Origin of the sequence: Pseudodesulfovibrio nedwellii (assembly GCF_027923765.1) — a bacterium.
GTDB lineage: Bacteria > Desulfobacterota > Desulfovibrionia > Desulfovibrionales > Desulfovibrionaceae > Pseudodesulfovibrio > Pseudodesulfovibrio nedwellii.
Window position 1 is genome coordinate 3642787 of sequence record NZ_AP026709.1, and the last position, 20355, is coordinate 3663141.

The window sequence follows — 20355 nt, forward strand, 5'->3', positions numbered from 1 at the left end:
TTTCTCATGAATGGTGGCTGTTTATTTTTTTATCGTTGGATTTTTTGCTCTGCATTAGCAGTGGTATGCCTTTTGGCCTTTCTCTTTTGTTATCCATCCTCATCAGTAGCCGAGGATGATCCTTTTGGGGCATATCGATCCAAGGGTATTATTGTTGCCCAGGAATCTGATATGCCGCCTATGTCCTTCGTCGGTCCCAGTGGTCGTCCCAAAGGGTTTATTATTGACCTTTGGCGGAAATGGTCTTCAGAAACGGGTGTCCCGGTACATTTTCATCTTGTGGAGTGGGCTGAGACCTTGAATGCTGTGCGTGAAGGGAAGGCAGATGTACACGGTGGCCTTTTTTACACCGCTGGGAGAGATCGTTATCTGGATTATTCATCCCCGTTTTTTGTCTCTCGTGGAGTTGTCCTTGTCGTAAACGGTTCAGCAATAACAGACATTAGTCAACTGAGAGGCAAGAACGTCGGTGTGATCGATAAGAGCTTTTACGACGCTCTTTTGCGGGAAAAGTACCCTGCATTGAAACCGTATCCAATCGAGAATACGACTCGATTGGTTGAAGCCGCAGTCAATGGAGAAGTCGAGGTGGTGATGGGAGATTACCCGACTGTCATGCATCAAATAGGCTCTATGGGAAAGGTTAGATTCTTTAGAGTGATAGAGTTTGTTTCGGACCAGTACTACAGAGCTGCTGTTGCGCAAGGCAATGAAGTATTACTGACGATGATTGAAAAAGGGTTGGAGCGAATTGATAAGGAAGAACGAAAAGTACTTTTTGAGCGGTGGGTTGTCGGAGGCCATACTCCATCCAGAAGTTGGCTTGCCTCAACGATTGTTATTAGTGTTTTAAGTCTTGGCCTTGCTCTTCTTGTTCCCTTTGTTTTTGATAGATTTCGTCGTTAGTTTTCGTTTTGAGTTAAGAATTGAGCGGCTCGTTTTTCGGACCAATAGACATTATTCCCGCCATTGAGCACAAACCCCACATGTCCTCCATGTTCTGGCATTTCCAGAAACAGATTTGAGTTGGCTTCGGCCTCGCGGAGTGGATAACATTCTGGTCCGAGGAAGGGATCGTCCTGTGCATTGGCGAGCAGGGTTGGGATACGGATATCCTTGAGGAATTGAAGGCTGCTTGAACGGGTGTAATATTCGGCAGCATCTTTGAACCCATTGGATGGTGCAGTGAATCGGTCATCGAAATCCCGGAGTGTTTTGATGCCGTGTAGTTGTGCCGAGTCGATTTCGTTCGGGAATCGTTCCCCTTTTTCACGAATGGTCCGGCGCAGTCCACGCATGAAATATTCAAAATAAATATGCCGGGAAGGCAGGGCAATCATCCGCTCCGTCGCATCTAGATCGCAGGGGACGGAAAATGTTGCTGCGGAAATTATTTGTGGCGGAATACGGTCAGGGGATTCTCCCAGATACTTGAGAATCTGGTTGCCGCCCATGGAGAATCCTATGAGGCTGACCTCGTCATATCGACCAGTGGAAAGGCAGTGCGTGATGACCGCGTGCAGATCATCGGTTTCACCTGAGTGATAGGAACGCGGTAATCTATTTGGCTCATTACCGCATCCGCGTTGGCACCAACAGGCCGCGTCAAAGCCGAGGCCCGTGAAAATATGAGCCATGCCGAGCACATATTTTTTGCGGGCATGTCCCTCTAGGCCGTGGCTGACGATGACCAATTTGCGAGTTTCGCCGATACGGGATCGGTGCCAGTCGAAATCCAGAAAGTCGGTGTCCGGCAGTTCAATACGTTCCCGCATGGGCGCCGTGAGCGGCGTCAGTCTGAACAGAGGGGGATACAGCGTGGCGATGTTGCCGAAACGAAATGGAAAGGGCGGTTGATAATCCGGGGTTGGCAGTATTGGCATGAGGATTGGTGTACGACCACACCAGATTGATGTCAAAAGCAATGTCCAGGATTGAAAACGGTTGCTTGAATGAGAATGGCTTTGTATTCTGACGGCCTGTGCCTGCGGGCGTGTCCAAAGCAAGGAGTTGTTGTGCCGTTGTTTGATCAGGTTGATATGGAGAATTACGCGGAAGTTCTTCTCTGGGGTTTGGCTGAGACTAGAGAAAAACCGTTCAAGAATAAGGATATCGTGTTGATTCGGTACGATATTCCCGGTCTTGCTTTGGCCGAAGCTATTTATTCCAGAGTCATGGACATGCACCTTATGCCCGTGACCATGGCCATGCCCACGCCATATATGAATATGGAGCGATATCTTAATTCTAGTTACGGTCAACTTTTATTTCAACAACCGGGGTTGGGCGAACTGTATTCTCAGGTTGCCGGGATTATCACTGTCATGGCCCCCGAAGACCTGACGCATCTCCAGACCGTAGACCCGCGCACTATTGCTGAGGCCCGGCGGTCAGATGCTTCTAACCGACGCATACTGCAACGTCGCAAGCAGTCCGGTGCGCTTGGCTGGACCACTTGTATTTATCCTACCGAAGCCTTGGCCGCAGCTTCCGGTATGACGCTGGAGGACTATGCCACCGCTTTGAAACGGGCCTGCTGGCTGAATATGCCCAGCCCGGTCAAGGAGTGGAAGCGACTTCAACGCGAAGTCGGCGAAGTTTGCGACTGGCTCGATTCTTTGGATATAGCTTCTTTGCGCGTAGAGTCCGAAGATATCAATCTCAAAGTGCCTGTTGGCAATAACCGGCGATTTGTAGGTGTGAGCGGAGGCAATATTCCGGGGTATGAAATTTATTTCGCGCCCGATGCCCGCAAGGTGGAAGGCACATATTACGCTGATCAGCCATCGTTGCGGTATGGACATTTGGTGCTTGGTGCATCTTTGGACTTTTCGGATGGTATCGCTGCCCGAGTGGAAGCGGAACGAGGTCAGGTGTTTTTACAAAATCAGATGTATTCCGATTCTGGCGCTCGTCGGGTAGGAGAATTTTCCCTGACTGACAAGCGTTTTTCCCGTGTGGATAGATTCATGGCGCATACTTTGCTCGATGAAAATTATGGTGGAGACAACGGGAATTGTCACATAGCCCTTGGTGGTTCTGTTTTGGAAAGTTTTACAGGTCCTCCTGAAATGCTTACCCCGGAACTGGAATACGAGCTCGGTTTCAACTCTTCGGATATGCACTGGGATTTGGTGAATACCCAGCCTAAACGTGTCACTGCACGGCTTAAGGGCGGAGAGTCTTCATTGATTTATGAGAATGGGTCTTTCTGTTTTTAAGGGATAAGCCTTTTGTCTGCCCGTTCAGTCTGCGCTCTGTCATATTCTTATATAAAAGACCATTGACAACCTTTTCCACATGCTTATTTTCCCATCACGCCTCGCTTTTGTCGGGGCCTTTTCATGATAGATCACGCTTTTTAAGGATTATACATGACCAAAGATAAAAACAACGAAGTCCCTATCACTGGCCTTTATGATGATGAGGGTAAGATTTTTAACGAAGCACAGGGTGAAAACCTTGATGCCACCGATGAGGTTGGCGAGGAAGAGGCTACGGAAGTCTCTCTGAGTCAGGAAGAACTGCACGCACTGTGTCTTGAATCCGTTTGTCCCGAATGTGATGTGTTTAAGGAAGCTGAAGGAATTCGCCTTCGCGCCTTGGCAGATGCTGAAAACGTCAAAAAACGTTTATTTCGGGAAAATGAGGAAATGAAGAAGTATGCAGGCGAGTCTGTTCTGGCTGACCTGCTGCCTGTTCTAGATAACCTTGATCTCGCATTGGCTCACACCGGGAACTTGGATGACGCCTGCAAGAATTTTGTCATCGGCGTGGACATGACCCGCAAGCTGTTTCTCGATGCAGTGAAAGGGCATGGACTGGTCGTAGTGCCTGTCGCTGTCGGTAATGATTTTGACCCCGAAGTTCATGAAGCTGTGGGGACTGTGCAGGAACCTGAGCTTGCCGACAACCAGATTGCCCAGATTATTCAGGGTGGTTACCTGCTGAAAGGACGTCTTATTCGTCCGGCCAAGGTTATGGTCAACAAGGCATAAGCACTATTTTTTTGACGCTGACGCTCTTTACAAGGCCGAATGCGTACTTATTGAACAGAGTAACGAAAAACAAACGTCGATAACGACTATCTCAATAGAAGATTTGAGGAGGACATACATAATGGGTAAGATCATAGGAATCGATCTTGGAACTACCAACTCCTGCGTTTACGTCATGGAAGGTAAAGATCCAAAATGCGTCACCAACCCCGAGGGTGGGCGTACTACGCCGTCCGTCGTGGCTTTTACTGACAAAGAACGTCTGGTGGGCGACATCGCCAAACGTCAGTCTGTCACCAACCCTGAAAAGACCGTGTTTGCCATCAAGCGCATGATGGGCCGTCAGGCTAATGCTCCTGAAGTTAAAAAATGGCAGAAACACTGTCCGTACGACATTGTGGCCGGTAACGGTAACGATGCCTGGGTTGAGATCGACGGCAAGAAATATTCTCCGCCGGAAGTTTCAGCTATTATCCTTCAGAAGCTGAAGAAGGATGCCGAAATCTATCTGGGCGAAGATGTGACTGAAGCGGTCATCACCGTGCCCGCATATTTCAATGACTCTCAGCGTCAGGCGACCAAAGACGCAGGCAAGATTGCCGGTCTTGAGGTCAAGCGCATCATCAACGAACCTACCGCCGCATCATTGGCTTATGGTTTCGACAAGAAAGCCAACGAAAAAATCGCGGTTTTTGACCTCGGTGGTGGTACTTTTGATATTTCCATTCTGGAAGTCGGCGACAACGTCGTGGAAGTTCGTGCCACCAATGGTGACACCTTTCTTGGCGGTGAAGATTTCGACCATCGTATCATTGAATACTTGGTGGACGAGTTCAAGAAAGAAAACGGCATTGATTTGTCTCAGGACCGTATGGCCTTGCAGCGCCTCAAGGAAGCTTCGGAAAAAGCCAAGCACGAGCTGTCTTCTTCCATTGAAACCGAGGTCAATCTGCCCTTTATCACCGCTGATCAGAATGGTCCCAAGCATATGATGGTCAAGATCAGCCGCAGCAAGCTGGAAAAGCTCGTTGAGGATCTGGTTGATAGGACTGTCGCACCGTGCAAGAAGGCACTGAAAGATGCCGGTCTGTCCGCATCTGATATCGACGAAGTTATTCTCGTCGGTGGTATGACCCGTATGCCTCTGGTGCAGGAAAAGGTGAAGTCTTTCTTCGGCAAGGAGCCTAACCGCTCTGTGAACCCGGACGAAGTCGTTGCCATGGGTGCTGCCATTCAGGGCGGTATTTTGGCCGGTGACGTCAAAGACGTACTGCTTCTCGACGTGACTCCGTTGTCCCTCGGCATTGAGACCATGGGCGGCGTGATGACACACCTGATCGAGCGTAACACCACCATCCCGACCAAGAAATCTCAGGTGTTTACCACCGCGGCTGAGAATCAGCCGTCCGTGTCCATCCGAGTTTTCCAGGGCGAACGTCCCATGTCTGCGGATAACAAGCTGCTTGGCAACTTCGAGTTGTCCGGTTTGCCGCCGGCACCGCGTGGTGTACCCCAGATTGAAGTTTCCTTTGACATTGATGCCAACGGCATCGTGCATGTCAACGCCAAAGACATGGGTACCGGACGTGAACAGTCCATCCAGATCACTGCTTCTTCCGGTCTGTCCGATGAAGAAATTGATCAGATGGTCAAGGATGCTGAGTCTCATGCCGATGAAGATAAGAAAAAGCAGGAACTCATTGAGGTGCGCAATCAGGCCGATACGCTGATTTACACTTCCGAGAAGTCCATGCGTGATCTTGGCGATAAGGTTGATACCGAGTTGAAGGCTGACATTGAATCCAAGGTCGAGGCCCTGAAGAAGGCCCTTGAGACCGATGATGCTGATGAGATCAAGGCCAAGGCCGATGAATTGTCACAAAGCTCTCACAAGCTGGCCGAACAGTTGTACGCTCAGCAGAATACCGAAGGCGCAGGTCCCGACATGGGTGCCGGTGCAGCCGGTGCAGCTGGTGGTGACGCCGGTGCAGCTCCCAAGGATGACGACGACGTGGTCGATGCCGACTACACCGAAGTCAAGTAGCTTGCCTTAGAAGCTCAAGCAAAGTATAGATTACCCGGCCCGTCATTCACGGGCCGGGTTTTTTTTATTAGGCTGCTTAATCCGGCTTTTATGGAACATACGATGCACCGAACATATTTTTCCGATATTCCGCGATTCTTTGTCGTTCTCATTCTGTTGACGGTTTTCGCATGGGGCTGTGCTCCCATGCAGCAGTCAGTCAAGAGTGTGGACATGCTTTCTACGCCCAATCTCCTTATGGAGGCTGATGCAGCATGGGAGGCAAAACAGTATGAAAGTACCGAGCTGTATTATGCCGCCGCATTGGATCGGCAGGATCTTGTGCGCAGTGAGTTGCCGTTGGTCTACGGTCGACTTGCTGAATCCGCTTACAGAAATGGACACTACCATCAGGCGCGTATCGCTTTGGAGAAGTGGGCCAATCAGGATACGTCAGCTTTGGAGCTTGCGTCTTGGGAGACGATTTATCTTAACACTATGGCTGCACTCGGCAAGACTGAACGGCTGCACAATCATCTTAAGTGGCTACAGGACAGTACGAAAACGCCGTGGACGACCAAGCAGGTCGTGGCGTTGTGGTACAGTGATTATTTCAGAAAGATGGACGACCCAGAGCGTTCTCTTGATGTGTTGAGCGAATATTACCAACAGGCACCGGAACCGTCTGCCAAGGCCGGATTTGAACAGGCATTCAGGCAACAACTTGCGGAGTCTTCGGAAAGTGAAATCGAAATTCTGTCCAAGATTGTGGATACGACGAATCAGTGGCAGTTTCCATACGCCCTTGTTTCTTTTGAACAGGGAGTGCGAATCGCCGTTGATGCCGACACATGGTCTTCAGCCTGGCGCACCATGCGTAATCTGACGACCAAGAGTTCCTTGGTTGATACGATGTCTCTGGAGAGCGTGTTGGTTGACTTGGAAGCTCGTTACGGTGTGCCGCGTATTGGATTGGCGTTGGCTCTGCCCATTACCGGGCCGTACGCCAAGGTTGGCGTAAAAATTCTGCGTGGAGCAGGGTTGGCGCAGTGGCGTCTGGCGCAAAACGGTATCGAAGTTGATGTGCGGGTTATCAATACGGAAATTTCTGGTTGGCAGACTCGACTTGCTGAACTCCCCAGCCATTATTCGGTTGTGGGTGGTCCTTTGCGAGTGAGTGCCTTCAAACAGTTGTACGAAGGTGAGAACTCGGATCAGAGTGTGCTCAAGGAACGGGCCGTTTTTACCTTCATGTCTTCTCTTGGAGAGTTGACCGAAGGGCGTGACGCTTGGCGTTTCTTTGCCAGTCGAAATGACGAAGTTCGCAGTCTCGTATCCATGGCTGTCGATGAACTGGGCATTACTGATTTGGCAGTTTTTTATCCCGAAGAAAAATTTGGTCGGACTATGGCCGAAACTTTTTATCGTGAAGCAACTCCGCTGGGTGGTCGCATTAAGGGGATGCAGTCATATCCGCCGAAGAACCTCAAGAAGTGGAGCAAGCGCGTCGGCAAGCTGCTGAATGTGCCCGCCGACTTTAGCGAGAACAAGGATGTGCCTCTCGAGATGCCCGATTTTGGTGCTGTGTTCATCCCGGACGGCTGGAGACAGGCGCAAACTTTGCTTCCCAATTTCTTTTTCTATGAGGGAGACCAACTCGTCTTTCTCGGACCTGGACTGTGGAGTCGAGCCTTGGATACAGCCAAGGGTATTGACGAGCATTATTATCGGCTTGCCGTGTGTCCCGGTGCATGGTGGGAACAATCCGATGGAGGACGTGCCCTTCAGACTGCGTTGACCGAAGAAGGTCTGGGACAGGCTGATTTTTGGGTTGCCCTCGGATATGATTTCATACGGTTTGCTGGTCGGTTGGGTTCTTTACCCTCCACTTGGACGGGCAGAGATGTCAATTCTCGTATTCATGCCGCTCAGGATATGGATTTCAGTATAGCCCGGTTAACCTGGGATGATTCCGGTGTAGCCAGTCAGGATTTGTATCTGTTCAGTCCAGTACGAAATGGCAAAAGGCTTATCAACGCCGAGAAGATTTCCAGTCGAATCAGTCAGGCTTCGGCTCGGCGTGAAAAACGTATGGGCGCTTACGAAAAGCGGATGAAAGAACAGGGCTACAAGCTGTCCGAAGACGGGCAGTGGATTACTATTGAAGAAAAGACCCCGGATATGCCGCCCGAACAATAGGGCTTTTGGATATAAGGAGAAACACATGAAAATCAGTCCCGAAGAAGTGGCCAAGGTTGCGCGGCTTTCCCGCCTCGACTTGCCTCAGGACAAGCTTGAGTTGTTCGCCGGACAGCTCGGAGATATTCTCAGTTACATGGATAAGCTCGGAGAGCTGGACACGGATGCCGTGGAACCCATGTATAGCCCGGTCAAGCACACTACCGTTCTGCGTAAGGACGAAGTGCGAAAGGACTTCACCCGTGACGAAGTGCTTTCCAATGCGCCGGAGCAGGACGGACAGTTCTTCATTGTCCCACGAATCGTATAAACTACTTGATATATTCAGGATCGATTATGTCTGATCTCTATACAAAGACACTCTCCGAAGTGGCTGAACAGCTGCAATCCGGGGAATTGAAGGCTGTTGAGGCCGTCAGGAATTGCCTTGATCGCATTGAGGCTACCGAACCCAAGGTCAAGGCCCTTATAACCGTTACCGGTGACGAGGCATTGCAATTGGCTGAAGCCATGGACAGTGAAGGTCCGGACGCGAGTAAGCCGTTGTGGGGCGTTCCCATCGTGCTTAAGGATCTCCTTGCCACCAAAGGAATTCGGACCACCTGCGCTTCTAAAATACTCGATAATTTTGTACCGTTTTATGACGCTACTGCTGTCGCCAAGTTACGCGAGGCCGGAGCTATTATTATTGGTAAGGCCAACATGGATGAATTCGCTATGGGGTCTTCCACCGAAAATTCCGCATTTTTTCAGACCGGCAACCCGTGGGATACTGATCGTGTTCCCGGCGGATCGTCTGGTGGTTCCGGTGCGACCGTTGCCGCTGGCCAGTGTTATGCCGCGCTCGGTACGGATACCGGTGGCTCCATCCGTTTGCCTGCCTCTTTTTGTGGCATTGTTGGACTCAAACCGACCTATGGCCGCATTTCCCGGTTCGGTCTGATCGCGTACGGTTCTTCGCTTGACCAGATTGGTCCCATGACCCGTAGTGTCGAAGACGCTGCCCGCATGTTGCAGGTTATGGCCGGACATGATCCCAAAGATTCCACTTCCGTGGACGTGGATGTTCCTGATTATCTGGCTGCATTGGGGCGTGAGAATCTTGACGGCGTGACTATCGGTTTGCCCGAGGAGTACTGGGGCGAAGGATTGGACGCTGAAGTTGAAGAAGCGTGCAAGGCTGCTGTCGCCAAGATGGAAGCACTGGGTGCCAAAACTGTGCCCGTGAAGTTGTCGCTGACAGATTACGCCATTGCTACCTATTACATCATTGCCATGGCAGAGGCTTCAAGCAATCTGTCGCGTTTTGATGGCGTGCGGTTTGGTCACCGTAACAAGAATGCTTCGGAACTTATCGATATGTATACCTCCAGCCGGACCGAAGGGTTTGGTGACGAGGTTCAGCGTCGTATAATTATGGGAACATACGTGCTTTCCAGTGGGTATTATGACGCATATTACAACAAAGCAGCCAAGGTTCGTCGCCTCTTGCGTGAGGATTTCGACAAGGCGTTTGAGCAGTGCGATCTTATTGCCGGTCCGGTGTGCCCGACGACGGCTTTCAAAGCTGGCGAAAAGGCCGACCCGTTGCAGATGTATTTGATGGATATTTTCACTATTTCCGCTAATTTGGCAGGTCTGCCCGGTATGAGTCTGCCTGTTGGACTCGGCAAGGACTCCGGCATGCCGGTGGGACTTCAGTTTATGGGGCCGGCATTTTGTGAAGCGGACATGCTATCCGTCACAGAATGCCTCGAACGGAACATTGACCCCATGCCCATGGCTGAGTTGTAAGAATATATATTACTGTTGAAATAACCGGTTGTGAACGTTGCTTTACAACCGGCTTTTTCATTTGAATTACCTGTGATAAAAATACCCTGAAGGTTCATTTTATTTTTTAATGTGTCTTTCTTTAAAATTAAAGGAAAAGCGTGAGAGTGGAGATATCTTTATGACAATAGCCGTTGCCGTCTCAGGAGGCATGGACAGTCTGCTTGCCATGGTTCTGCTCAAGGAACAGGGGCATGATCTTATGGCTGTACACGGCCATTTCTTGCCGCCAACCTCTGCTTGGGAAAAGGTGGAGAAGGGCTTGACCGCTGTGTGTGAAAGTCTTGATATCCCTTTTCATGCCCTTGATTTGCATGAAGAATTCGAGAGGCGGGTGGTAGCACCATTTGAAGCAGACTATCGGGCTGGCTTGACGCCTAATCCGTGCGCACTGTGTAATTCGCGTATGAAGTTCGGGGTACTTTTCAATGCCGTCCGTTCTTTGGGTGCGGACAGACTCGCAACTGGACATTATGTGCAGCTGGAAAAACGGGGCGATTTGGGGCGTATGCTTGTGCGCGGTGTGGACCTGACCAAGGACCAGAGTTATTTCCTTTCGCTTGTTCCGATTGAGTTGTTGCGTCTTTCTCTGTTTCCATTGGCGGAAACCTTGAAGAAGGATGTTCTCGCCATTCTCGCAAATCAAGGCCTGAAACCGCCTGTTCCAGGTGAAAGTCAAGAAATCTGTTTTGTGCCCAATGATGATTATCAAGCCTTTCTTTCAGACCGTGGTGCCATGCCCGGTTCTGGTTCTGCAGAACTTCTGGATGGCACTGTGGTCGGTGAGCATAAGGGATTGTGGCGACACACACAGGGCCAACGGCGTGGCCTGGGTATTCCGTGGCAGGAAGCTTTATATGTGCTGGGCAAGAATGTGGCTCGTAATGTGCTCGTTGTTGGTCCCAAGTCGGAATTGATGTCCAACGGTGGTGTGGCTGGTCAGGTGAATCTTATGACCCCTGTTGAGACGTGGCCTGAAATTGTTATAGTCCAGACGCGATATCGCCAGCAGGCCATGCCGTGTCGTGTGACTTTGGTGGACGGCAAATTGCATTTTGTGTTTTTGGAGCCATACACACGGCCTACACCGGGGCAAGTGGCGGCTGTTTACGATGCAAACGGCGTTGTGCTCGGCGGTGGTGTCATAGAAAAGTCGCTTTGATCACCAACGCGACGGGCGTAAATCCATGCGTTCTCGTATCTCCCTTTGGTATCCGTCGCTTCGATTTTTGTTCATGACTTCGTGGATTTTTTGGGCTGTGAGTTCCGGTTTTTCTTCCAGATATGCCGCAGACCGTTGTACTTCACTTGTCATTCGGTAGTTGTCCGGGTCGCGGTAGGATTTGAGCAGGGTGAACCCTTCTTCCCGTTTTCCCTGATAAATGCGTGTCAGGCCGAGATAATATGTCGCGTCCGGGTGGTTTGGATATGTTTGCAAGTTGGCTTCAAAGGTTTGGCTCGCTGCGTTATAGTCGCCGTCATTCATGGCGATGACTGCCTTTTTATTGCTGGCATAAATGTCGCTTGGGCCGTTGGGCAGAAAGTCTTTGTATGAGGTGAAAGAAACTCCCGCACCGGTTTGTGCTCCCACGCCGACTCCGGTTCTTCCGCCGCCAGCACCAACACCAATGCGAGAGGTGCCGGTATGCATCCCCACGCCAACGCTGGTATTACAAGAACAAAGCAGGGCAAGCAGTGCGATATAGAATAGATAACGCATGGTTTTCTCCCTATTTGAAGTCAGCCTGTTTATCCATGGCCATGCCTTCAGTCCAGGCCTGAGCCATTTTGTCGATCAGATATTCGGTTGTGGCATCGGTGTTTCCTGAGAGTTGATGAGCCATACTTGTGACAGAACGGGTCACTTCGGGCTTGCCTGGATAGCGGAAGTTGGTCAGTATGCCGAACCCGGCCGTACGGTCGCCCTGTGCAAGGGTGGTCAGTCCCAGATAGAAGACGGCATGAGGGTATCCCGGTTCAACCTGAGTGGCTGCCGTGAAGTTCGTCTGAGCCTTGTCGTAATCGGCCAGATTGTAGTACGCACGACCAAGGTTGGTAAGCAGGATGACGGAATCGGGGTTTTGTTTCAGGGCATCTTTATAATAAGTTGCCGCATCCTGATAATTCTTGACCGTCATGGACATGTTACCGGCGTGTTTTGGTGAAGGAGCACAGGCCATGATCGTGAAGGCTATTGTCATGAGAAGGAAGAGTCTGTTCATCGGTTAATCCCGGCAAAAAAGTTTATGTATTATTCAAACGAGTGCCAGAGCATATCATGATTACCTTTTATACCGCTACCCTGGGTTGCAAGATCAACCAATATGAAACTCGGTCCATCGGCGAAGCATGGGCCGGAGGAGATGCCCGTGAAGTGGACACCCCGCAGGAGGCCAATCTTATTTTGGTCAATTCCTGCGCCGTGACCGCTAATGCCGTGGCAGACCTGCGTCAGTCAGTCCGCCGTTTTCATCGTGACAACCCTAATGCTGAGATTATTATTACTGGCTGTGCGGCCCAGATTATACCTGAAGAATTGGGTAAACTGCCCGGCGTGGTCCGCGTGGTGTCTCAGGAAGATAAGCCGCAACTGCTCAACGGACCGGAAGGTACGGGCGAGCTGAATTCGGACAAGCCCGGGTTCGCGCCGTTTTCCATCAAAGGATATGGCCGTGCTCGTGCTGTCGTTAAAGTTCAGGATGGCTGTTCACATAACTGCACCTATTGTATCATCCCGACCACGCGTGGCAAATCCATAAGCCGTCCGGTGCATGAAATTGTGGATGAAGTCTCCCGTCTGCTTGTCGCTGGTTTCCGTGAATTTATTTTGAGCGGTATTAACCTTCGTCATTTTGGGCGTGGGTTGGATGAGGAAATTGATTTTTGGGATTTGATATCCCGTCTTGAAGCCGAGTTCGGTCTGGATTGGGCTGGACGGGCGCGGTTCCGCATTTCATCTGTGGAGCCGGGGCAACTCACGGATAAGGCTCTTGCCGTTTTGAACCGATCCTCCATGGTTTGTCCGCAATTGCATCTTTCTTTGCAAAGCGGAGATTCTGACGTGCTTCGTGCCATGGGGCGCGGACATTATGACCCCTTTTCCGCAGTGACATTCTTGGAACGACTGGGTGAGCATTGGCCTGTCATAGGACTTGGCGCGGACTTTATTACCGGATTTCCTGGTGAAACTGACGCGCAATTTGAGAATACCATGGAACTGTGCCGTGCTTTGCCAATGACTTACGGGCATATTTTCCCGTATTCCGAGAGGCCGGGAACACGGGCTGCCGACATGCTTGATTCTGTGGATGTCCCTATACGCAAGGCACGTGCTGCGCGATTGCGGGAACTGGTGAATGGTAAGAAAAAGGCCTTTTTGAGCACCTTGCTTGATCAACCGCATCTTGATGTGCTCGTTCAGGATGACAAGGGGCGCGGAGTCAGTGAGTATTATGCGGCTTGTCGTTTGACAACTTTGCCAACAGGTGTCAAACCGCGTTCTCTGGTTCGGACGCGACCTGTGAAGCTGGAGAAAAGTGTGATTCTGGTTGAACCGTTGGAGAACGTATGAGCACGCCGAAAATTCCTGAACCGGGACTGTTGATCATATCCATATTGAGCGCGAACTGGGATGCGTTCTGGCCGGATCTGCTCAAGGCGCTGGAAGAACGTTTCGGCCCTGCGGATGACATCTGTGAGCCGTTCGCGTTTGATCAGACCGGGTACTACGATGCTGAATTGGGTACCCCCATCACTCGCCGTATTGTCTCCTTTGAGAAGTTGCATCCGCTCGATGATTTGGCGGATATCAAACTGTTCACAAATGTATTGGAAAAGCGGTATGCTGATGGTGATAATCGGGTGTTTAATCTTGATCCCGGCTTCATCACATTGCAGAGTCTTGTTTTGGCAACGGGTAAGAAATTTTCGCACCGTATTTACCTCAAAGAGGGAATATGGGCAGACTTGACTCTGATCTGGCAGAAAAAACAATGGGTTGTCTTCCCATGGACATTTCCTGATTATGCCGGAGAGGATATGAAATCTCGGCTGACAAAGTTGCGTCAGTCGTATAAAAACACGCTGAGCAAGCCGCAAACGTAAAAGTGTCGACAACACGCGGCTTCCAACCATAAAGGAAGTAAATTATGCCAGTAAGTATGACCGGTTTTGGTCGGTTTGAAACTAACGAAGATGCCTGGACTCATGTCTGGGAAATCAAGAGTGTGAACGGTCGGTATCTGGACGTCAAATGGCGCATGCCTGGTTACCTTCGTTCCCTCGAGAACGGCTGGGAAAAGATCGTTCGTACCTACGCTTCACGCGGAAGGGTGGACGTGTCCTTGAATCTTGAAGTATTGGATTCCGGCATTCTCGGTATGACTTTCAACGAGACCATGGCTCAGGCCATGTTTGAACAGATGGAAAAGCTCGCCCAGTCTCGTGGTGAAAAATTTGAGCCGGATTATAATCGAGTGCTGTCCATGTCCTCTTTGTGGCGTGACAACGGTTCCGAGCCTGATCCCGGTTTGTCCGAGAGTCTGACCAACGGCCTTGAAGCCGCACTGAAGGATTGGGTTGATTCCCGTTCCGTGGAAGGTGAGGCCATGGGTGATGATCTCACGACTCGTCTGGACACTTTGCGCGACCTCGCTCAGAAAGTGGCGATTCGTATTCCTGACATCCTTGAAGCCAAAAAATCTACACTCAGGCAGCGCATTATCGACATGCTCGATTCGGCCAATGCGGAGTTCTCCGAAGATCGGATGCTTCAGGAAGTGGCATACCTTACTGATAAGTTGGATGTTTCCGAAGAGTTGACCCGGCTGGATGCTCATCTGGACCGTTTGAGCGAAGTCATGGCCGCCAAGGGTAATGTGGGTAAGAAGCTCGACTTTTTGGTGCAGGAAACTTTCCGCGAGATTAACACTTGCGGCAACAAGGCTCAGGATACTGAGGTCAGCCGATTGGTCGTTGATTTCAAGGCTGAGTTGGAACGGTGTCGCGAACAGGTCCAGAATATCGAATAGATACTTTCTTAAAAGCGGAAGGAAGCTATGCAGAAACAGGGCTTACTCAACGTCGGTTTCGGTAATTTCGTGGTTCTTGATAGGGTCATTTCTATCGTCAATCCCTCCAGTGCCCCCATGCGGCGTTTGAGGGAAGATGCTCGTGCTGATGGACGGCTTATTGATGCTACGCAAGGACGTAAAACCAGGGCTATTATTGTGACTGATTCCAATCATGTGGTCCTGTCAGCCATTCAGGCGGAAACCATTGGTCAGCGGTTCAGTGCTGATGAAGGGGAATAGAATAGGTGAAGCAAGAAGATCATAAATTCAGGCTGGGACAAGTCCTTGTGGTTTGTGCGCCCAGCGGCACCGGCAAGTCCACGCTGATATCCATGCTTCGGGAAGAATTTCCTGATTTCGGGTTTTCTGTGTCTTATACCACCCGTGCTCCGCGTGGTGAGGAACAGAACGGGCGTGAATACAATTTCATTTCTCGTGAAGTCTTTGTGGCCATGCGTAGTCGGGGAGACTTTTGCGAATGGGCTGAAGTCCACGGTAATTTTTATGGCACGGCCACCAAGCCAGTGGAAAAGATGCTCGATTCCGGGCGGGATGTGCTGTTTGATATTGACGTACAGGGCGCCAAGCAGCTCAAAAAGACGTTCTACAAGGGAACGTTTGTCTTTCTGTTGCCCCCGTCTCGCGAAGAGCTTGTACGCAGGCTTGAAGGTCGTGGCACAGATTCCGCCGATTCCATCGAACGTCGATTGAATAATGCTATTGGTGAGCTTTCTCAGGCCAAGTGGTTTGATTACTGGGTCGTCAATGACTTTTTGGACGAGGCGTATCAGGAGTTGAAGGCTGTATATCTGGCGGGTAAGTGCAAGCCTCCGTTGCGTCCTGGTATTCTGGGTAATATTCAAAAGACGTGGGAAGACGATGGCTGATCTGGTTGTTGCTCTTGATTACAAGGATGCTGAATCCGCTTTTGCCATGGCACGGTCTCTCAAGGGGGCTGCGCCGTGGATGAAAGTCGGTTTGGAATTGTTCGTAGCCGAAGGGCCGAAGGTCGTTTCCGGTCTCAAGGAGATGGGCTTTAAGGTCTTTTTGGACCTGAAATTTTTTGATATTCCCAATACTGTGCAGGGTGCGGTCCGTTCGGCGGTTCGTTCCGGGGCAGACATGGTTAACATTCACGCCCTTGGCGGTGAGCGTATGGCCAAAGCCGCTATGGATGGATGTGCTGAAGGCGTTGATCCTGGACAGAAACCACCTATGGTGCTTGCTGTGACCATGCTGACCAGCATGGGGGCGGGTGATCTGCCTCTTGACATCGCGCCCGATCCCTCGGAGATGGCCCTTGACCTGGCTGTGAAAGCCGAGCAATATGGCTTAAATGGAGTGGTTTGCTCCGGCCTTGAGGCCGAGCGTATCAAGGTCGCATGCGGGAATGATTTTATTTGTCTGACGCCGGGCATTCGGCCAGCTTCGGCGGATGCCGGTGACCAGCGACGGGTTGTGACTCCCGCGCAGGCCGTTCAGAATGGTTCTGATTACCTTGTGGTGGGGCGGCCCATCACACAGGCAACCGATCCACGGGAAGCCGCTTTGGCTATTGTCGAGGAGATGGAACAGGTCAAGTAGGAGCGTTTGATGTCCGATCAGGAATCAAAAGTAAGGACCGAGCAGGAGATCGTTCGTGATGGTGCGGAAAAGATAAAAGGTATCTTTTCCACTCAGACCGTGGCGAAGGTTGGCACTGGGACTACGCAACGAAAGACCATTCAGAAAACTTACTGGGATGTCGAAGAGCTAGATGAAACCACGATTTCAGTTCAGCCTTTAAATAGGAATTATGTTCCCTCCGGCCCCAAGCGACAGATAGAGCGCGACGATTTTCTTACCAAATTTAATCCTGAACCCGAATTTTACGTGAGTACGGTATACCCTGCCATCAAGGAGATGGACGGGGCCATTGTACGTGGCGAGAAGCACCGGGAACGGGGGGCGGCCTACAGCGCAGAGTTTGAATATCAGCAGGCCATGTCCATTGATGAAGAAAATGTTCGTGCCAATTTTGGTTTGGGATTGACGTATCTTGATCGTGGGGACCAGGTGAAGGCCAACGATATTTTTGAACGATTAGTCGGGCTTGAAGCTGCGTTTGAAGCCGAACATAAGCATTTGTTCAACGATTTTGGCATCAATATGCGTAAGAACAAAATGTATGATCAGGCCTTGCAATATTATCTGCGGGCTGAAGAACTGGTGAAGAACGACGAGCATCTTTTTCATAATATTGCCCGGTGTTATTTTGAAAAGGGCAATGTGGAAGAATGCAAGAATTACCTCATTAAGAGTTTGGCAGTTAATCCGGACCTTGAAGCAAGCAAACAATTTTGGACCTATCTCCAAACACAAGGATACGTTAAAGACGGCGAAGGGCCGGGCGTATCTATCGAAGTGCAGCCTCGTGATTCTTCCCAGAGTGGGGAAAATACGGGGAAATCGAATGGGGCGGGCGGTGCTCCTCTTTCCATGAAATTGGATTAACGGGGTTAGAATTCGCTGTATGGCGGATGAGCAGGAGTTTCCATGAATCAAGATAGAGTTCAGGATTTCCTTCGAGAGCTTCCGGGAATGCGTGAGGATTTACCGTTTTCTCCAGAGGTTTTGCAAAAACTTTTTGTTCAGACAGGGAATAGGTCAGTGGCTTCCCTTGAGGATGTGGGCGAGACCTTGAGCGTCGATCAGGGATTAACCACGCGTATTTTGAGTCTCGCCAATTCTGCCTATTACGGTCTGCAAGCCGAGGTTCAGTCTGTCACCCGCGCAGCCGCTGTTCTTGGCATGGCTGAAATTCGTAACATAGTTATCGCGCTGGGTGTTTCTGGCCTGACCAAGGCGTATTCAATTCCAGAAGATTTTGACCTTGGAGAGTACTGGGCGCATCAGTTCCTTGTCGGTATGGTCTCCAAAGAATTGTCCCGTATGACTGACGTGGGAAAGCCCGACAATATGTTCACCGTTGGTTTGCTGCATGATATTGGCAAACTTATTACGGCTTTGAAACGTCCTGATGATTGGCAGGCTATTCGTGAACTGGCTGAAGACGATGAGTTGACCGACTCGGCGGCTGAAGAGGAATACTGGGGATTGGATCACGCCGTTGTCGGCGCGTTGGTGCTCAAATCCTGGGATTTACCTGCGGATCTGGTAGAACCGGTCAACTGGCATCATTCCCCGGCGCTGGCCCCGGACCATTCCCTTGAAGCGAATATTATCTGTCTGGCAGATGCCGTGGTCCGTACCGTTGAAGACTCCGAAAGCTTTTATGCCGAGAAGGTCGAACAGCTTTGTTCGGACGTGGAAGTTGATATGGATGACATAATGGAGACTGCCGAAGAAATGTTTGAATCTGGCGATATCGAACAATTTGTGAAAACACTTTCCTAACCTATCTGGAATATACATTGCCTTGCATTTGGAAACCACGCGGTGAAGAAACCGCCCCAGCCTCTGTCGCGTCGATTGCAGAGGAATTGTCTGTGTCTCCGTTAATCGTTGAAATCATGTGGAATCGTGGCTTGACTGACGTGGAGGAGATGGACAAGTTTCTCAGTCCGTTGCTTCGTCATATGGCGAATCCAGCCGAAATTCCCGGTTTGACACAGGCTGTCGAGACTCTGGCTGAAGGGCTGGCTGAAGGTCGAACTCTTGCGGTCTGGGGCGACTATGATGTGGATGGCATAACGGCCACGGCTGTCATTAAAGAATTTTTCGTCATGCATGACACGGAGATCATGCACCATCTGCCCAATCGTATGGAAGAAGGCTACGGCATGAATGTCCCCGGTGTAGAACGCCTGCACGAACAGGGTGCCACCATGCTGCTTACCGTGGATTGTGGTATTTCCGATATGGAACCTGTGGCTCGTGCTCGCGAACTCGGTATGACCGTGATTGTTTCGGATCACCATCTGCCGGGCGATGGGTTGCCCGATGCCCATGCTATTTGCGACCCGCGTTTGGAAGATGGCGGCCCGTGTGATGACCTTGCCGGAGTGGGTGTGGCTTTTATGCTTATGGTAGCCCTCAATAAATTGCTTCCCGGTGATCCTGTCGATGTTCGTCCGTTGCTCGATCTTGTCGCCCTTGGTACCATCGCTGACATAGTCAAGCTGACCGGCCAGAATCGTATTTTGGTCAAGAATGGTTTGCTTCTTATCAAGGAAGCCAAACGTCCCGGCATGGCCGCGCTCAAGGTTGTCAGTGATTATGAACGCGGTGCGGAACTCGGCGCCGGTCAGATCGGATTCAACCTCGCGCCGCGTATCAATGCAGCCGGACGTATGGGTGACCCGACCAAGGCGCTGAATCTTTTGCTCGCCGATGACTTTGATACGGCTATGCCCATTGCCGAGGAGCTGAATGCCATCAACATGGAGCGTCGCCGGCAGGAGCAGGAGATTTCGGATCAGGCTTTTGAACAGGCGGAAAGCATGCGTCACATGGCCGGTCTGGTTTTGTACGGCGAAGATTGGCATCCCGGCATAATCGGCATTGTGGCTTCTCGTGTTGTTGAGAAATTTTATCGTCCCACGCTCATTTTGTGTTCGCCTGAGGCCTCCGAAGGATTGCTTAAGGGGTCCGGCCGGAGCATTGCTGAATTTAATCTGTATGAAGGTTTGAAAGCAGTCAGTGGGGTGTTGGTCGGGTTTGGTGGACACAAGCAGGCGGCGGGGATGTCTCTTGAGGCTGAAAATTTGACCGCCTTGCGCGAACAATTCAACCAGCACGTGATAGATACGCTCGGTCCAGAGCCTTTGACGCCAACGCTTAAGCTTGACCACGAACTTGGCTTTTCCAACATCAACAATACATTGCTTCAGGAATTGGAGCTTCTCCAGCCGTTTGGCATGGGGAATCCCGAGCCGGTGTTTGCCACCCAGCTTATTACTGTTGCTGAGCATCGAACCTTTGGTCGCGAACGTGAACACGTCAAACTCGTACTTCAGGATAAGGAGACTGGTGCCAAGTTTCCTGGCAAGGCATGGCGCATGGGCGGTAGCCTTCCGAAAGAGATTCAGGGCAGAACCATGCGGTTTGCCTTCACCCCGAAGATCGACCGTTTTCGTGGCATCCCGAAGATCGATCTACGTATCCGAGATTGGCTGTATTGATGCAGTAGAATAAAATAATTCAAACCAGAATGGCGCACCATGCATTAAGCAGGGTGCGCCATTCTGGTTTTGAATTGAGATCCTTAAGTGAGCTGCCAACAGGCAAC

General features: G+C 50.7%; 20 protein-coding genes. 17 read left to right on the forward strand and 3 right to left on the reverse strand.

Features of this window, described 5'->3' with window-relative positions:
• Window positions 1–6: 6 nt before the first annotated feature.
• Window positions 7–906: a transporter substrate-binding domain-containing protein gene (locus tag SYK_RS16995; RefSeq protein WP_281761459.1), complete on the forward strand. Its 900-nt coding sequence runs from the start codon at window positions 7–9 to the stop codon at window positions 904–906.
• Here SYK_RS16995 and SYK_RS17000 read toward each other — a convergent pair.
• Window positions 903–1883: a YheT family hydrolase gene (locus tag SYK_RS17000; RefSeq protein ID WP_281761460.1), complete on the reverse strand. Its 981-nt coding sequence runs from the start codon at window positions 1881–1883 to the stop codon at window positions 903–905. The genes SYK_RS16995 and SYK_RS17000 overlap by 4 nt on opposite strands.
• A 75-nt stretch (window positions 1884–1958) precedes the next feature.
• On the opposite strand from SYK_RS17000, the gene SYK_RS17005 reads away from it, so the two are divergent.
• The 7 genes from SYK_RS17005 to mnmA all read left to right on the forward strand — a co-directional run bounded on the left by SYK_RS17005 (window position 1959) and on the right by mnmA (window position 11215).
• Window positions 1959–3221, forward strand: a complete 1263-nt coding sequence (locus SYK_RS17005; protein ID WP_281761461.1) for an aminopeptidase — start codon at window positions 1959–1961, stop codon at window positions 3219–3221.
• Between the two features lie 153 nt (window positions 3222–3374).
• Window positions 3375–3998 (forward strand): nucleotide exchange factor GrpE, encoded by a 624-nt coding sequence (locus tag SYK_RS17010; RefSeq protein ID WP_281761462.1) that lies wholly within the window; start codon window positions 3375–3377, stop codon window positions 3996–3998.
• 121 nt (window positions 3999–4119) lie between these two features.
• Window positions 4120–6042, forward strand: coding sequence for a molecular chaperone DnaK (dnaK, locus tag SYK_RS17015; protein ID WP_281761463.1), 1923 nt, complete (start codon window positions 4120–4122; stop codon window positions 6040–6042).
• 102 nt (window positions 6043–6144) lie between these two features.
• Window positions 6145–8220 (forward strand): type 1 periplasmic-binding domain-containing protein, encoded by a 2076-nt coding sequence (locus SYK_RS17020; protein ID WP_281761464.1) that lies wholly within the window; start codon window positions 6145–6147, stop codon window positions 8218–8220.
• 25 nt (window positions 8221–8245) lie between these two features.
• Window positions 8246–8530, forward strand: a complete 285-nt coding sequence (gatC, locus tag SYK_RS17025) for an Asp-tRNA(Asn)/Glu-tRNA(Gln) amidotransferase subunit GatC (protein WP_281761465.1) — start codon at window positions 8246–8248, stop codon at window positions 8528–8530.
• A gap of 26 nt (window positions 8531–8556) precedes the next feature.
• Entirely contained in the window at window positions 8557–10014 is a 1458-nt protein-coding gene (gatA, locus tag SYK_RS17030; RefSeq protein ID WP_281761466.1) for an Asp-tRNA(Asn)/Glu-tRNA(Gln) amidotransferase subunit GatA, read from the forward strand.
• Between the two features lie 160 nt (window positions 10015–10174).
• A complete protein-coding gene (gene mnmA / locus SYK_RS17035) occupies window positions 10175–11215 on the forward strand; it encodes a tRNA 2-thiouridine(34) synthase MnmA (RefSeq protein ID WP_281761467.1) in 1041 nt (346 codons plus the stop codon).
• Here mnmA and SYK_RS17040 read toward each other — a convergent pair whose 3' ends face one another.
• Both SYK_RS17040 and SYK_RS17045 read right to left on the reverse strand, forming a co-directional pair.
• Window positions 11216–11773: a tetratricopeptide repeat protein gene (locus SYK_RS17040; RefSeq protein WP_281761468.1), complete on the reverse strand. Its 558-nt coding sequence runs from the start codon at window positions 11771–11773 to the stop codon at window positions 11216–11218.
• 10 nt (window positions 11774–11783) lie between these two features.
• Window positions 11784–12275, reverse strand: a complete 492-nt coding sequence (locus SYK_RS17045) for a tetratricopeptide repeat protein (protein ID WP_281761469.1) — start codon at window positions 12273–12275, stop codon at window positions 11784–11786.
• A 56-nt stretch (window positions 12276–12331) separates the two neighbouring features.
• Here SYK_RS17045 and SYK_RS17050 point away from each other — a divergent pair, with 56 nt between their 5' ends.
• Genes SYK_RS17050 through recJ form a run of 9 tightly spaced genes read left to right on the forward strand, consistent with a single transcriptional unit; the run spans window position 12332 to window position 20248 of the window.
• Window positions 12332–13624 (forward strand): MiaB/RimO family radical SAM methylthiotransferase, encoded by a 1293-nt coding sequence (locus SYK_RS17050; protein ID WP_281761470.1) that lies wholly within the window; start codon window positions 12332–12334, stop codon window positions 13622–13624.
• Window positions 13621–14157 carry a DUF4416 family protein gene (locus SYK_RS17055; protein ID WP_281761471.1) on the forward strand — a complete coding sequence of 179 codons (537 nt, stop codon included), beginning with the start codon at window positions 13621–13623 and terminating at the stop codon, window positions 14155–14157. Before SYK_RS17050 ends, SYK_RS17055 begins: the two co-directional genes overlap by 4 nt.
• 44 nt (window positions 14158–14201) lie before the next feature.
• Window positions 14202–15083 carry a YicC/YloC family endoribonuclease gene (locus tag SYK_RS17060; RefSeq protein ID WP_281761472.1) on the forward strand — a complete coding sequence of 294 codons (882 nt, stop codon included), beginning with the start codon at window positions 14202–14204 and terminating at the stop codon, window positions 15081–15083.
• Between the two features lie 27 nt (window positions 15084–15110).
• Window positions 15111–15365, forward strand: a complete 255-nt coding sequence (locus tag SYK_RS17065) for a DUF370 domain-containing protein (protein ID WP_207264358.1) — start codon at window positions 15111–15113, stop codon at window positions 15363–15365.
• A gap of 5 nt (window positions 15366–15370) precedes the next feature.
• Window positions 15371–16012, forward strand: a complete 642-nt coding sequence (gene gmk / locus SYK_RS17070; RefSeq protein WP_281761473.1) for a guanylate kinase — start codon at window positions 15371–15373, stop codon at window positions 16010–16012.
• Complete coding sequence (gene pyrF, locus SYK_RS17075; protein WP_281761474.1) at window positions 16005–16709, forward strand: orotidine-5'-phosphate decarboxylase; 705 nt, start codon at window positions 16005–16007, stop codon at window positions 16707–16709. The genes gmk and pyrF overlap by 8 nt, the downstream gene beginning before the upstream one ends.
• Before the next feature lie 9 nt (window positions 16710–16718).
• Window positions 16719–17618 carry a tetratricopeptide repeat protein gene (locus SYK_RS17080; RefSeq protein WP_281761475.1) on the forward strand — a complete coding sequence of 300 codons (900 nt, stop codon included), beginning with the start codon at window positions 16719–16721 and terminating at the stop codon, window positions 17616–17618.
• A 42-nt stretch (window positions 17619–17660) separates the two neighbouring features.
• The gene (locus tag SYK_RS17085; protein ID WP_281761476.1) at window positions 17661–18521 is read left to right on the forward strand and encodes an HDOD domain-containing protein; all 861 of its coding nucleotides are present in this window, start codon (window positions 17661–17663) and stop codon (window positions 18519–18521) included.
• A gap of 17 nt (window positions 18522–18538) precedes the next feature.
• A complete protein-coding gene (gene recJ / locus SYK_RS17090; protein WP_281761477.1) occupies window positions 18539–20248 on the forward strand; it encodes a single-stranded-DNA-specific exonuclease RecJ in 1710 nt (569 codons plus the stop codon).
• Window positions 20249–20355 lie beyond the last annotated feature (107 nt).